8 protein-coding genes are annotated in these 15,482 nt (G+C 43.2%); 4 read left to right on the top strand and 4 right to left on the bottom strand.

What is annotated here, in order from left to right:
* Positions 1-18: 18 nt before the first annotated feature.
* Both NDI48_24560 and NDI48_24555 read left to right on the top strand, forming a co-directional pair.
* A complete protein-coding gene (locus NDI48_24560; GenBank protein ID MEP0834341.1) occupies positions 19-1,731 on the top strand; it encodes a hypothetical protein in 1,713 nt (570 codons plus the stop codon).
* 174 nt (positions 1,732-1,905) lie between these two features.
* Positions 1,906-2,250: a hypothetical protein gene (locus NDI48_24555; protein MEP0834340.1), complete on the top strand. Its 345-nt coding sequence runs from the start codon at positions 1,906-1,908 to the stop codon at positions 2,248-2,250.
* Here the strand turns inward: NDI48_24555 and NDI48_24550 are convergent.
* From NDI48_24550 to NDI48_24540, 3 genes are all read right to left on the bottom strand, one after another.
* The gene (locus tag NDI48_24550) at positions 2,237-5,722 is read right to left on the bottom strand and encodes a VPA1262 family protein (GenBank protein ID MEP0834339.1); all 3,486 of its coding nucleotides are present in this window, start codon (positions 5,720-5,722) and stop codon (positions 2,237-2,239) included. The genes NDI48_24555 and NDI48_24550 overlap by 14 nt on opposite strands.
* Before the next feature lie 38 nt (positions 5,723-5,760).
* Positions 5,761-6,189 carry a hypothetical protein gene (locus NDI48_24545; GenBank protein ID MEP0834338.1) on the bottom strand — a complete coding sequence of 143 codons (429 nt, stop codon included), beginning with the start codon at positions 6,187-6,189 and terminating at the stop codon, positions 5,761-5,763.
* Positions 6,190-6,870: 681 nt separating this feature from the next.
* On the bottom strand, positions 6,871-7,026 hold the full coding sequence (locus tag NDI48_24540) for a hypothetical protein (protein ID MEP0834337.1): 156 nt from the start codon (positions 7,024-7,026) through the stop codon (positions 6,871-6,873).
* 460 nt (positions 7,027-7,486) lie between these two features.
* Between NDI48_24540 and NDI48_24535 the strand changes: the two genes are divergently transcribed.
* Positions 7,487-11,632 carry an AAA domain-containing protein gene (locus tag NDI48_24535; protein MEP0834336.1) on the top strand — a complete coding sequence of 1,382 codons (4,146 nt, stop codon included), beginning with the start codon at positions 7,487-7,489 and terminating at the stop codon, positions 11,630-11,632.
* A 267-nt stretch (positions 11,633-11,899) separates the two neighbouring features.
* Here the strand turns inward: NDI48_24535 and NDI48_24530 are convergent, their stop codons facing one another.
* Positions 11,900-14,128, bottom strand: a complete 2,229-nt coding sequence (locus NDI48_24530) for an AAA family ATPase (GenBank protein ID MEP0834335.1) — start codon at positions 14,126-14,128, stop codon at positions 11,900-11,902.
* Between the two features lie 476 nt (positions 14,129-14,604).
* On the opposite strand from NDI48_24530, the gene NDI48_24525 reads away from it, so the two are divergent.
* Positions 14,605-14,745 (top strand): hypothetical protein, encoded by a 141-nt coding sequence (locus NDI48_24525; protein ID MEP0834334.1) that lies wholly within the window; start codon positions 14,605-14,607, stop codon positions 14,743-14,745.
* The last annotated feature ends 737 nt before the right edge of the window (positions 14,746-15,482 follow it).

Here is a 15,482-nt window from a genome sequence, read left to right as displayed (position 1 = left end):
TTAACGACAACATAATTTATGAAGCGTTGGTTCCTTGGTGTCCTAATACCTGTCATTTTAATTAGCGCTCCGGCTCAAGCTCAATCTACGACAAATATTGAAGTTGATTCTAGTAACAAGGCGTTGAACATTTCCGGTTGGCTAGAGGAAAACAATACACTAGCTGGCAGCTTACGATTAACAGCCCGAGGAGGCAATGTAGAAAATTTCATCTTTTTACCTTCTGAGCTACGTAGCAAAGAAGGAGATGGAATAATCAGTCCCCACCAAATTACCCTCGAAGGAACTCCTTCCCTCTCTTCTGGCGTTTCCAAAGATTTTCAAGTCAGAGTATCTAATATCCACCTACCCGGAGTCTATGAGGGAAGGATTAAACTGCTTTTATCAAATCAAGCACAATCTCAAATTGTTCCATTAACAGTGGTCGCGAAGGCAAGACCAAATCTTACCCCCTTACCAGACGCATCTCAAGTTCAGTTAAATCTTGTCAATTGTTCAGGTTCACTCGGTGCGCTTGATTGCCTTCTAGGTCATTTTCTGCTGCCCGGTTCTTTCCAAAGGAAGTGGGAACTGCATTTCGATAACCTTACACAAGCACCAGTAAACTTGGTTGACACTCAAGTCGTTGTTAGGGGAAGACAATCTGGATATCAGTTGACTGAGACTGAACTAACTCCTCCTCAAGAGAAGCAAGTCTTACCTGCCAATCAAATTGTCACCATACCTCTAATCATTGATCAATCAGCAATTCCGCCCGATCAATACGTTGGTACATTGCATTTCACTCTAGAGGGGCAATCCCAGCGCCTAACAGCACCAGTAGATTTGAAGGTGCGATCAGGTCCACTTTTACCACTCATCCTGCTGCTATCAGGCATCGTACTGGGACGGTTGTTTAAATATATGCAGGAACGAGGCACCCCAATCACAACTGCCAAGAAGGCTGTTAATCAACTCAAATATCGAATACAGCAAGAAGCAACGAATCCAGATGAGCAAGCCTCTCTATTATCTATGGCTGATGAGATAGACCGCTTAATCTATCAAGAAAAGTTGGAAAAAGCTCCTGTCCAACTAGAGGCAGTTGAAGCCAAATTGGAAGCTATACTTAAACTTCAGCAGCTTGAAGAGAAGCTACCCCCCGTGGAAGGAGAAACAGATTTAGACAAGAAAATTCAGAATGTCAAAGATGAAATAGAGCGTACTCGTAAACTCTTACTTCTGAAGCAAGTAGACGTAGACGTGAAGGAGAGATTAGACAAGATTTTAGAAGGAGTTACAAGTCTAATAGATCAAGGACTAATGGGTGATGATACTAATGAAGGCACTAGCACGAAAGCAGATCAAGTGATAGACCTTGGGGAAGCATTAAAAAATGACATTTTGCACGCATCTACTGTTTCTTCAACAACACAAATAACCAGCCGCGACACAAAACTAATCTGGCTAGTTCGTCTCCAGAATTGGTTCGTTATCGTTTCTGGTGTATCCGATCAAATCAGAACTGAGGCAACCGTCTGGATAGTACGCCCATTAGTCTCACTGACATCACTCATTTTCCTATCAATTGTGGGACTCAACTCAATATATATCGACAATGGAGCTACCTTTGGTTCTAAACCTTTGTCTGATTACTTTAGCCTAATTTTTTGGGGACTTAGCGCAGATGTCGCCAGTCGAAAATTAAGCAATCTGCGGGATACAAACACCGAAAATACAACAAATTCGTGACTGTTGTAAGCATAAATGTAGCGGTGCGTGTAGCAAGTCGAGTGTTAGAGGATTCAAACAAATCTTCTCAAGAAGTTGAGTGGACAGCCGTCTCTCCCAGTGAAGTCTGTCCCACCGTACCCACATAAAAGAGTCTCCGACTCCGGTCACATTGGCAGTAATAAACCCAATGGAATGCAGACCACGAAAGTATTTTCGAGGAGCGAACCGGCTGACCCTATAAGCCGAGCGATCGCTAATCTCATCCAGTTTGATCAACCCCTCCCCCATGAGCCTGTCGAGCCTGAACTCGTCTTGCAACAGCTCGATGAAATTGGCTCACCTGCATCAATGATACAGGCAGGTTACCGCTTCTTCGGATTTGTCACGGGTGGTTCTCTGCCTGCCGCCTTGGCAGCTAACTGGCTAGCTGCCGCGTGGAACCAAAATTGTGGACTCTATCGCATCACCCCAGCTACAGCCTTAGACGATTGCAGATGTAGGTGTGAGCTACCTCTGAAATTGCTTATTTTTGTTTGAAGTTGGCTACAAACTCCCAAAGACATTTCTTGTTTGGTAACGGATTCTCCTCACGAGTGGCAGCTAGTGTCTCATCAATTTGCTCTAAACATTTTGCTATAAACTCAGTTTCTCTGTACTCGCCCTCAGCAATATTTACTTCATAAGTTTGAACGAGAATGTTGGCTAGGCTGACTAGCCATAGCAGACAAATACTTGCTTTATGCCAAGTTTGGTAGTGACGGTAGCGTAAAAATGGCTGGCGTAAAATACTCTGAGTTTTACCTTGGAGATTTTTAAGTCGTTCCAGCCACTTTCTCCTGTTTTCTGCATTGTTATTTACAATCGCCCATGCACCAAGTTGAATCAGCTCTAAACCTTTTGATCCCTCTAAATCAGGTTCAAATGTCTCATCCTCTTGTTGGCGGTTTGGCGATGAAGTATGGGCTTCAAGCTGTTTGAATAAGATTGGTAGCCAAAGTTCCGCAACCTGCTCGTCCGACAGCTTACCATTGTTAATCAACGGGATGAGAAAATCGTTGGTCGTAGACACTGCCCAATCTCCCTCGCTGGGACCGCTCAAACGACAAACGATTTCTGAAAGTTCTGCATTAGATATATTTGTAGGGAATACTTGGTGCATTTGGTTAAATATTTTCACAAGAAGTTGCCCCAACGCTTCATCTTCTTCTAAATATCTTTTCGGATTTGCCCTGACTCTTAGGTTAAAACCCCACTCAGCAAGAGTATACGTTTGTTCCAACGGGGTTAGAACTGCAATCGCTGTAAATGCTTCCAATGGCTTAGTCCTAGAGTTCCATAAGGGAGAGAAACTGTTGGCAGCGATCGCCCGAATCAGCGGAATATCGCTTCCTAATAAAGCCGATAGGAACGGGGGATTTTTTCTGTATCCAAATTGAGCCATAAGCAGGTCATCGAAGACCTGTTTCAAGATGAAGGCAAGAGTATGTCTGAGATTCCAAAGTTTGGAGGCATCAGTCTCATTCTCAGGTATTGCAGCTAGAGCTTGCTGCAACTCTGTAATTACGCTCACGAGTGTTCCTGGGTCTAGCTGAGCCAAAACTTGTGCAGCATAGCGGATTCCATTGTCCTGCAAGCAAGGAACCCAAGTCCGACAATCAGCAAATCTCAATAGCTCATTGGATTTTTGTACGGCTTCTGGGAAACCTACATTCAGCAAGTCCGTAAGCAACAAAGCTTCAGCATGGGTGTCTGGCTTAAATGATGCAATGGGAAGGTTTAATTGGTCTGGTGCCTCAACGAGGAAATCTTTAAGCCTTAATGAAAGGGCTTCTCCACTCGAAGAAATAAGCCTATCAAGATAATCACTGCTGTTAGAGGTATGATTTAGCCAACTCCATAGTCCAGTCCACAGTTTGATAAAGTCGGGAGGGCTGGCAGCAATAAGAGCTGAAGCCAATTGACCTAAGTAAAAATCTGCCTGAGTGGAATCTTCCTCTCTGAATTCAAAGTTTCCTTTTTCCTCGTCTAAATCCCCGTAACTTTTGAGGTGATCGCCCAATGCGGTTTCATCTAGACACAGAAGACTCTCATCTTGCAGAAGGGTCGCAAAGAAAAAGTTGACGTGTGGAATATCGGATAGCTTGAATGAACTCCTAGCAGCGGACAGTGTTCTTGGTTCGCGAATTGATGAAAACAGTGGAATAATTCTGCTATTGGAGTCAGAGGAAGGATTGAGCAATTCCTGGACATAAGCTTCTACAGTCGAGAGTACATCGCTGGGAATCGGAGTGATTAGCAATGGGTGATGTTTTGTCGCTCCCTGGATGGAATTTGACAGGTGATAGCCAGTCTTTGCCTTTCCCTGATTGTCAAACAGCAGGATGTAGCGATCGTGGAATAACTGATCGTTCTTCTCAGTTGTACTTCTCAGATCCAGTAGCCGAAACTTCAAACCAGATAGGAGTAAGTTAATATCCCCTCTATAACAAGCTCCTTTAAGCCGCGTTGCTCGATGAGGCTCCCTTGGTTGACTGGGATCTGTGGGGTATTGAGAATTGGCTTGGGTATTGGCAAGAACCACATATTCAGCTTGAGCAGCTCTTGCTCTTGCAATCACCTCTGTGATGCCTGATTCGTCAAAGTATGGATCGACAATCAAAACCTTGCTAATGGATGCATCATCTGTCAGAGATTGGAGCCACTTGAAGAAGGTAAAGATTCCAGGTTCCTCCATATTGGCTCCCCAACCATTTCTGATGAAGAGACCTCCAGAAGGTCTAGAGAAACAACGTTTCGCAAACTGGTAGATCTGTTGTCCTTCAACAATCCAAGGCGCAGGTTGGTAGTTAACAAGGCTGAGTTGCTGATAGTGAGTTTGCCTAACAGTTTGAGCTTGTTTAATTGGCTTGCTGAGTTTTTTAGCTTTACTATATTCTCTGAGCCAATTTGATTCGAGTTGTACTTCAAAGCCATTAATACCTTGATTGAGGTTTACCTGTCTGAAGATTGGAGCTGAGATTTCGTACCAAATTTCCTCTACGTCTCCATGTTCTGGCTGTACCCAAATAGTAACGAGATACTTAGTAATTTCCTGCTGAGTTGTGAAACTAACTGACGCACCTAATTCCGTAACTTGAAGAGTTTTCAGGCAGTCGAGACTGACTTCCCGATCGTTCCAGAGGCGGCAACGCACTGTAGCCTGAGTGCTGATTGCGAGTACGTCTGGCGGAATTTCAATTGTTACGGTGTAAGCAGGCGAGTCAAAGCTAACCTTAACTTGGTTTTTTTCATAGCTATCGGCAGCCGGAAAGCATAGCCATTCAAGATTACCTAATCGCTTACTATCTGCACCACAAAAGGCTAATCCTGTTTCCGCCTGCAAGTGGGAGAGGCATTTCTTTGCTAAATTCTCGTGTTGGGGAAATGGTGTACCATCGGCTGCTCGGAAAAGATTCAGCTTACCAAGGCGACAAAGTGAACCCACAAATGCTGGAACAACTTCATTAGGGCTAGTAATTGGCTTCAATTCATCAATGACTGCTAGGTGAGACCATGCGGGTTCGACAAAAATAACTGGTCGAACGATGAACGATCTTGTTAATTCCCTTTGTGATGTTGCAAGATGAAATTGCCCGCAGGGATGGGGTTGATTGGCGGACTTCAGAGGCTCAACAACTCCGAGCTGTTGGCAGGCTCCCTGCAAAGAGAAACCTTCACAGAGTTTCGTTACCAGATTGAAAATCACCTTACCACAATGGTGAAAATTGAGTCGGTACACTCGATAGGCATACGGAGGGCTTTTCCATTCGGGTAGGGAGTTAGAAATTGACCAAGTGTTTAACTCCCTGAGCATTCTGGGGATAACCCAACCATATAAGAGGCGATATTCTCTAGTTTCTGCTTTCTTGATTTCAAGTAACCACAGGCATAAATCACAGGCATCTAAGCTGTCTGGGCTGAAAACTCTTGCCAAGCGACGATCCTGGCTTAGCTCATCTAGAGATTGCATAAGATCTTTAGGTTTAGGAAACGTATTTGTAGGAGTTCTCACACTGGCTGTAGTAAAGGCTCCAAACTGCGCCACAAGTACCACGAAGCAATACTACAATAGGGCTTCCACTTTTGTCCGAAGCTTTCTGTAGTCTTGCGGTCAGGAAGTGCCTCAAGACCGTAGAGTTTCCTCATGCCTGCACGTACACCCAGGTCATCCACAGGCAAGACATCCCACCGCTTGAGACGAAAAATCAGGAGCATCTGCACAGTCCAGTGTCCGATACCTTTGACCCGCGTCAGAGTCTTGATAATTGACTCATCATCCATGACTTCCAACTCCTCAAGAGTGGGCAATCCGGCGATCGCATGACGTGCCAAGTCTTTAAGATAAGAGATTTTGGGGCGCGAAATCCCCACCTTGCGGAGGACTTCATCTGGCGTGTCGAGGACATCTTGCGCCAGAGGGAGAGGAAGCTGCTGCACCCACTGAAATTAGTGATGCGACGACTCTGCCCAAACTAATGCTGAGCCTCAAGAGTTACAGCCTACTACGAAAAAGGCATTGCGATGTGTTTAACCAAAAAGAAACAGGTTAGGGTTGGCGACTAAAAGTCGGGTGAGTAATAGCAATAATTTTCCGCTATCAGGCTTACGCATTGACAAATAGAAATTACCTAAATATATATCTTCTTTACGAAATCCTAAGTGTTTTTGAAAGGGGGCAGTGATGATAGGGGAATGCTTCTAGAGCCTGCATTGCTGATCGAATTTCAGCAGCCAACTGTCTTGCTGACTGGGTTTGAGCCTATTTCAAGCTCATTTTTGTTTAAGTCCCGTTATTGAGTTGCATAGTTTTTCACAGCTTGAAGTATACCTGAAGACCCAAAGCGATCGCTCGTACTCTCCCTCAGTTATCAGTTCACATAAGTAGTGACAGATGTAGTGGATTCGCTTCAAATAGCGATTCACCGATCAACTCTCCGGGGTGCGATTGCGCTCGTTTGCCTGTGCTGTAATAACCCCATCCGAATTTTCCGCTTTATACTCATAGCGGATCTATTCCCTTGTTTTGTTGAAGAAGCACTAGGGTTGGAAATCCGTTCTTGGTTGTTCATGGGCACTCTCGCTAGGAGCGGTTGGTGTGCAATTTAACGAGATAGCTTTTCAAGCCTTTTTTAATTTGTCGGAATCACGGATACGGTGATCGAGGCGGGCAATCTCACGAGAGTGTAAATCCTGACCCTGAAATTTGGGAAACAGGCGATCGTCATTGAATACCATTGCAGCAATTTTAGTCTCAGCGATGGGTAGGGGATACATCGAAAGAAAAGCTCTTATCGTTAGAACTACGAGCTTGCAGTCCTATCACTTTCACTTGGCTCTACCCCTAAAAAGAAGCCGGGGTAAGTATTGAACTACCTGCTGATCTGCAACGCCCCACGATTTTAGAAGGATAGCCATAACGCATCAACGGAAATTTGGCTCTCCCGAACAACAGGAGGCTTTAGCAGCGCTGATGGGGCACTCGCTGCGGGAAGCGGATGAAATCTATAACTACATGACTCCCATAGAGAAGACGAAAAAAGCGCTTAACTGGTGGCAGCCTTCTTCCAATTAGTGCTTAACCTAGAGGATTTGGCTGATCCCATTGAGGTTCTAATGGCATTGCTTCAAAAGTACAGCGGTTAAGCCCTAACTTACAGCTGCTCTGAAATTGCCCGCGTGTGCTATCTTGATTGTAAAAAGTGTCTCTATTTACACTATATAAATTTACTTTGTTATGTCAACAACAAAACCATCAGTTAGAGCTACGGATATTGCTGAATATATTCGTTATCAATCCTGCGAACGCCGATTTAAATTAAAATTTAACGACTACGAACTTGCTAAACAAATTCCTTTCTCCGAGTTAATTTTTGCTACTTCTTTAGATCCTGTATTGGAAGAAGCAGGTCGAATAAGAGAGAAAGAATGGGAAACTTCACTCCAAAAATATGATTTTCTTGATTTAACTCAAATAAGCCAAAAATCTAGCCAAGACAAAGCAACTGAATGGAATGAATTTGTAAAAAAAATAGAAAGTTTACCAGCAGGGCAAAAAGCTTATGGGCGAGAAATTTCCATCAATGGCAATATTGAAGAATTTAATATCCGTGGACAAATTGACTTCATAGTTGTGCTATGGGAAAATAATGAACCTAAACTGCGATTAGTTGAAGGCAAAGCATCTCGTAAAGATCGAACTTATCATCAAGCACAGGTTGCTTTGTATCGAATGCTTGTACGGAAACTGATAAAAGAAAACCCAATTACTATCAGTGGAGTAAACCTCAAACCTGAAAATATTGAATGTGTTGTTGTCCGCATTGATGAAAATACCAATAAAAGTCAGGACATTATTCAATCTCAACCCCTCAATCTGGATACTATAGAAGCTGATATTAGTCGTCTAATAGCGTCTGATGGGGCGTTAAAACGCATTATTGAAACTGACTTAGCTGATTTAGATTATCAGTTAGACAAAAAATGTAGTGACTGTACATTAAGCGTCCATTGTTTAGCTGAGAGTGCAAGAGAGCGTCGTTTAGAATTGTTAGGAATAGATTCATCAATTATTACTGTATTGAAGAAAACAGGTATAAAGACTATCGATGATTTAGCCGATCTCGATTTAACAGGCAATCAAGTTATTCAAATTCAACAAGATATAAGTTTTACAGATAATTTAGAACTGCTTAAATTAAAGGCACAAACCCGTAGACGCACTCTTCCTGGTGGAGATTGTGATCCAAATATTTATGAAGTACAAGCACTACCCAATTATTCAGGAGGTCAAAGTCAACTACCAGAACATTTAATTAACAATGAACGTCTCATCCGTGTCTATCTTTCTATTGAATATGATTATGTTGAAAATCGAATCGGTGCGCTGGCTGCTCACATAACTAAAAGTGAAGGTAAATTAGACCCGAAATTCTTACAAAATGAAGATGCAAAATGGGAACCAGACCCTAATATTAAAGAATATATAGAGGAAGGACACGATGAAGAACAGAAACCTATTTATAAAGAAAAAGAACTAGAAGGTGAAGATGTAATTGAGTTCCAAACATCAGCATGGACAGGAGAATATAAAGTAGATAATGGTTCTGAAAAACAGCTAATACAGGGGTTTTTATCAAAGTTAGTTGGTAAAATTGCAAAAGTAGCTAGAACAGAAAAAGCACCAATTCATTTTTATGTTTGGTCACGTCAAGAAATGACTCAATTGGTTGAAGGGTGTTCCCGTGTTGACTCTCAACTTCTAAGCCATTTGCGAGAATTGCTTGGTTGTCGTGAAAGTTTAGAACAATTGATTTATTCTTGTCTCTATGATGAAGTAGATCGTCGTTATGCGTTGGGATGGACAGGAAGAGATTTAGCGGTCGTAACATCTCTTAAGTGGTATGGAAGACGTTACCACTGGAAACGAGAAATTAATGGACAACTGGTTAATCTAGATCAGGCTTTTTCTCAAGATGTCTTTGACTTTAAAACAACTTTGTCGATAGATAATAATAATCAATGGACAACATCAAGTTCTCAAAATGTTCGTAAACATCAGTTTGAAATTAGGCTAAGATACTTTAATTCTTTAAGTGCAGCTTATTGGCGTGCCTTTTGGCGAAAACTTCCTAACCCAAATGATCCAAAACTTACCGCAAAATTAAAAACCTCCATTGAAGGTTACAACGGAGCCAAAAAACTTAATTATTTAGAAGAGTATTTTCGCGCTCGTACTCATGCTATCAGATGGATTGAAGAAGGAATTCGGTTTAAGAATTCAGAAATAACTAAAGAATCATTGACCATCGCTGATTTGCCGGATTTCAGTTTAGGTGTAGATGATGCTGCTCAAGCAGGTATTGATTTTCTTCGTTTAGATCAGCACGTTAAGGTAACAGATTGGATTGCAAGTCATTTAGTCCCACCTATCTATCGTGTTTCTTTAGGGAGAACAATCCCTGTCAAAAATGTAGTGTCACAGGGTAATAAATTAACAGCAAAGATTAATCTTGATAAATACAGTATTACTTCTGAAATATTGCAAGCTAACTGTACCATTGATGTAGGTTCTTTTGTTAGGCTTAGTCCGAGTTCTGATCATCCACATCAAGGTCAAACCATTAATCAAATTTTTGCGGGTGGAAGCACCTGTGTAGTAGAAGTAATTGACTGGGATAGTGGAGAGATTGAACTTGCAGTTAGACAAACACGAAGTCCAGATCGTTATCAACTTCGTGGTCGTTTTTTTCAAAATGAAGAAGATATTTATGATTATGCCACTATTGATGAAAGTCCTTCAGATTTTGTGGCTGGAAGAGTTGATCAAACATTACAAAATAGTCAAGGAAATCATATTTGTCAGTGGTTTGCTCCGCAAAATCCTCAAATTCCACCACAAACTGCTCTCTCAGCAATTGCTTTAGAACAATATCACAATCTACTCCAGAATTTACCGCTACCAAACAGTAAAAAGCTAAATAATAAGCAAATTGCAGCAGTAATAGATGGACTAAAAACAAGAATTCAACTTTTACAGGGGCCACCAGGTACAGGTAAAACAGAAACAACTGCGATCGCTACCTTTCTCAGAATCTTAGCACGTCGTTCTGCTGGCGATATTGTTCTTATTACGGCACATACTCATACAGCCGTAGATAATTTACTTTTACGTTTAGACAGCCTTTTACCCATTTTGAACCAGCACACAACTGACTCTGGACTTACTATACCAACAATTCAGTTGAGTAAAGTACATTCTTCAGAAATTCAGCATACAGGTGGAAATATACATGACTTTCAAGCTCGACCTTGTGTTACAAAAGTCAATCAAATGCTGTCGAATGCTGTATTAATCATTGGTGGTACAACCAGTGCAATTTTGAAGATGGTAGACGAATTAAATAGTAAAAATAGGTTTCGTAATCGCTATCCTCAAGGTTTTCAAACAACTACTCTAATCGTTGACGAAGCAAGTATGATGGTATTTCCCCACTTTCTTGCTTTAGCGACGTTAGTCAGAAATGACGGTGAAATTATGTTAGCGGGAGATCATCGGCAACTTGCGCCTATTGTTACCCATGACTGGGAAAATGAAGACCGCCCTCCTGTTGTACTTTACCAACCTTATGTTAGTGCATATCAAGCAATTCAAAATCTCAAAGAAAACTCAAATATTAATGTTTCTGATGAAGCCATTTTGCGCTCTGCTTTAGATTTTACCCATCGTTTACCCCCAGTGATTCGTGAACTTATTGCACGTCTTTACCGTAAAGATGATATTGAACTAAAAGGAAAAGCTCAAAGTATAGAAGAAAAAGAGGTTATAGGGACTTGGCAAAAACTTTTACAAGGAAACGGAGGTCTTTATCTTGTCCTTCATTCTGAGCGTCAATCAAGACGGAGTAATATAGTTGAAGTAGAAATAATTAGACATATTCTAGATGCAGGCGGAGAAATTCCTAATGGCTCCGTTGCGATTGTAACTCCTCATCGCGCCCAAAGAACACTACTTAAAACAGAGTTATCAAATTATTATGAAAGTGCTGTTGATGTGATTGATACTGTGGAAAAATTACAAGGTGGCGAACGTCCAAATGTTATTGTGTCTGCAACAGCAAGCGAGCCATCTGCAATTAGTAAAAATGTGGAATTTATCCTCAATCTCAATCGCTCAAATGTTGCCTTTTCTCGTGTTCAAGAAAGATTAATTGTTGTCTGTTCTAAAACACTCCTAGATTACATTCCCGCAGAATTTGAACATTATGAAGAAACAATGCTGTGGAAAGCCTTACGTTCTGAATGTTCACAGCTTATTTTTACTGAAAATGTTAATGGGCATAAAGTAGAAGTATTCACGCCTCCTTCCAAAAACAAGGAATGAGTGTTTTGCTCAAGCAAATTATTCCACTAACTGAAAGCTAAAGGCTGAGTTCTAGTCCCGCAATAACCCTCCCCGATCTGTCCATCAAATCCGCAGAAGTGCTACTGGGGCGCACCCACTATATGATGGTGTACTAACTGGAGAACCACTTAACACATGGTACAGAATGCCAGGAGAGAGTTAATCCAATCAAGTATGGAGCATAAGATTTACCCGGTAATCTGCCTATATTAGGGAATAATTTCAACCCTCTTGTCTCAAAGTTAGTTACTGTCTCTGTGACAATTCAGCCCGCAAAAAAGCGATCGCACTCTCCCAACTAACAGTCTGATGCAGCAACGAACGGGTGAATAGCTCTTTTACAGCACGGATTTCTACTTCTGTGAGATTCTTCGCCAAATGCGCCGCATAAGAAGGTCTATTCGTTGCAGAAGTAGTAGCAAACCAGCGCTCGATTAAGGCGGGTGTAATATGCATAGAGGTAAGCTCACGCTGCTCATCCACTTCAACCACCAACCCTACATCCTCAAAGGCAACCCGTAGCTCATCCGTATCCCAGTTCACCATTGGGTCTAACTTGTCAGTGTAAATCGCCTCTTCCGCTGCCACTAATCGCTGATACAAATCTGCATCTAGCTTCGACTTTTCGAGTAAACGATAAAGCCGTTGCGTGTGGCGTGGCACCGTCTCAGCTAATACCAAAACTCCCGACTGTTGCAGCAATTGAGCTAACACTTTAGCTGCTGCTCCTTTTTCCGGTTCATGGATAAGTGCATTGCGCCCGATGATGCAGTCAAACCTAATATCGGGGACTTGCGTTGCTAAGACTTCTGGCAACTCGGTTAAGGTAGAACTCAACACAAAAGGACGCTTGAGCAGAGGAAGTGCTGCCACCTGTTCTTGTAGGGCAACAGCTTCAGCCGATGTCCGAGTACAGGCATAAACACCACCTTCTGGTACCCGACGCAAAGCTTCAAACGTGAGTAAACCACTCCCGGCATTCAAGTCCAAAACAACATGGTGACGCTGAAGTTGAGTTAAGGTGAAAATGCGATCGCGTATGCCTGCGAGTTGTTCACCCACCTGACTCAATGTGCGTTGCAACCAACGGTCAACTGTGCGGTCAGTTGGTCTTGTTGTTAGCACTTCAACAGGTGAAACAAAAACGCCCTCTGCCACCGCTTCAAGTTGCGCTTCCCGATGACGTGCCACCTGCGTCTTGATTTCTCCTTCAAACCCCTGCGTTGAAGGTTGATAAAACACCTGTCCCTGCAAACTACTCGGCAAATACTGTTGAGCTACCCAATGGTCGCGGTAGGCATGAGGATACAGATAACCGGCTCCATGCCCCAATCCTTTCTTGTCCCGGTTGGCATCCTTGAGGTGATTGGGTACTTCCGCCTCCCGTTCCTTCTCAACCACTGATAGTGCATCGAAAAAGCCCATCACGCTGTTAGATTTGGGTGCGTTGGCGAGATAAAGCGTAGCTTGAGCCAAGTGATAGCGTCCTTCCGGCATCCCCACCCACTCAAAGGCACTCGCGCAGGCATTAACCACCACTACGGCATTGGGGTCAGCTAGTCCCACATCTTCACTAGCTAAAATCAACATTCGCCGGAAAATGAAGCGAGGGTCTTCCCCGGCATAAACCATCTTGGCTAGCCAGTATAAAGCTGCATCAGGGTCGGAACCCCGCAAACTTTTGATAAAGGCACTGATGGTATCAAAGTGGGCGTCTCCTTCCTTGTCATAGAGCACTGCCCTTTGCTGAATGGATTCCTCTGCGACAGCCAATGTAATGTGAATTGTCCCAGTTTCGTCGGGGGGTGTGGTTTCAACTGCCAGTTCCAGGGCATTGAGTAAGGAACGAGCATCACCGTTGGCGACATTGACTAAATGCGCGATCGCATCTGGCTCTACTATTACAGATAGCTTGCCATAACCGCGTTCCGGGTCAGCTAGTGCCTGTTCCAGGACACCGCGTAAGTCAGCTTCATCAAGGGGTTTGAGCTGAAAGATGCGCGATCGGCTGACAAGAGCTTTGTTAACTTCAAAGTAAGGATTTTCTGTCGTTGCACCAATCAGAATAACCGTCCCGTTCTCCACCCAAGGCAGCAGAGCATCTTGCTGCGACTTGTTGAAGCGATGAACCTCATCAACAAACAGGATAGTGCGCTGAGTGTGTTCCTTTTGGCGTTTTTGAGCGGTAGAAATTGCCTCCCGAATCTCTTTTACCCCAGACAGGACAGCATTAATCGCAATGAAGTGAGCGCGAGTGGTATTGGCAATAATCCGAGCGAGGGTTGTTTTTCCAGTACCCGGTGGACCAAAAAAGATGACCGAAGAAAGTTGGTCAGCTTGAATCGCACGGCGCAACAGGCGTCCCGGTCCAATGATGTGGTCTTGCCCGATAAACTCATCGAGGGTGCGAGGACGCATCCTGGCAGCGAGGGGTTCCTCGTTGTCCGCTGATTGTTGGCGCTTCTTGTCGAACAAGTCCGTTTTCACCCGAAAAGCAAATTGGCATTTGCCAGTATAAGGCAACCCTTCACCAGCTAAAAATCATTAAAGCCAAGTTTAAATGTGCAGTTTGGCTACGTGTCCTGTCGCCAGGACACAGCACATTTTAGTTTAATCTAGTACGTTGTTAAATTCCAGTCGGCTGGAATTTAACAAGAGCCGGGGCGATCGCACTTGTCCCCAATGATTGTCTGTAGTTGTAATATTACTAACGCCCCTTAGAAATTATCAGGAACTCGTTTGTATCAAAGATTGGCGCGATCGCGTTCCTCACCCTAATCGGGGGTTGGTAAGGAGGAAACTGGAAGCCGTTGTCGTAGACTTCGTCTCGCGAGAGCTAAGTCAGTCTCTTGCTTGTCCGCATGATATACACTCAGTTGGCTTTATTGAGTAATGTTAAGCCTTTGAATTACCGAAATGCAGGGTTTCACAGACATGTTTCAAGTCCGTAATTGGGACAAGATTCTAGTGCTTACGCGATTGCTACCTCACAACTGGTGATTTGCGTACTCAGCTTATCAGTCATCACAGTGATCGCTAAAAAGCGAGTGCCAGCATCCGATAGCCGGGGGCTGGCACTCGAAGATTCTTAATCTGATTTATTAATGTTTAGGGTCTTTAAATTAGCTGACCCCATTTGAACTTATATGAAGTTTTTATCAGAAAAAGTCAGCTTTTCCTGATTATTTTAGATTTTCTTTATATTCTTCTCCTACCTTGGATAGAAGCAGACTTACCCTAGTAGCGTTCTTTTCTGCTCTCGATAAAGAGAGTGCAGAACTTCTACACTCCCTCCTTTGCCCTATTGCCCTTTCTCAACTCGTACCGTAGCAGCGTTCCGAGACAGAGAAATCTCTACTCGTACACCCTCCGGCACGAGCCACTAAACCTCTCGCTCCAACACCAGGCGATCGCCTGGTGACATTTCATCAACACCTCACAAATAGGGGGTGACACCCCTCATCCCTAAGCGTAATAATAAGGTCAATAGATGCACCCTGATGATCGAGAGAGCCGCAAAACGTGACTCTCTTATTTTTTTTGGCAAAGCTTACAAATTTCTGTAAATATACCATTTGCAAGGCAGTGACTATGCAGGTTAGCTTCGATAAGGTGTATCTTGGCATTTCTGCTATGCCGGGAAGATTGTCAATGCTGACACGCTCTTGGGTTATAAAGAACTATTGCTTCTAAAGCAAGTGTACGTGTCTGAAGTTGGCGTTATGTAGAGGTACCCTCACGGGTACTGCCAAAATCCAGGAGCATTTGCGAAACTTTCAATAAGCTTAGTGCTTAAGCTTGATTAAGCTTACTGTGATGCTGAAACGTT

It is taken from the genome of Microcoleus sp. AS-A8, assembly GCA_039962225.1.
Classification (GTDB): Bacteria; Cyanobacteriota; Cyanobacteriia; order Cyanobacteriales; family Coleofasciculaceae; genus Allocoleopsis.
Note: the sequence above shows the minus strand (reverse complement) of the source record. Positions and strands in the feature narration are given on the sequence as shown.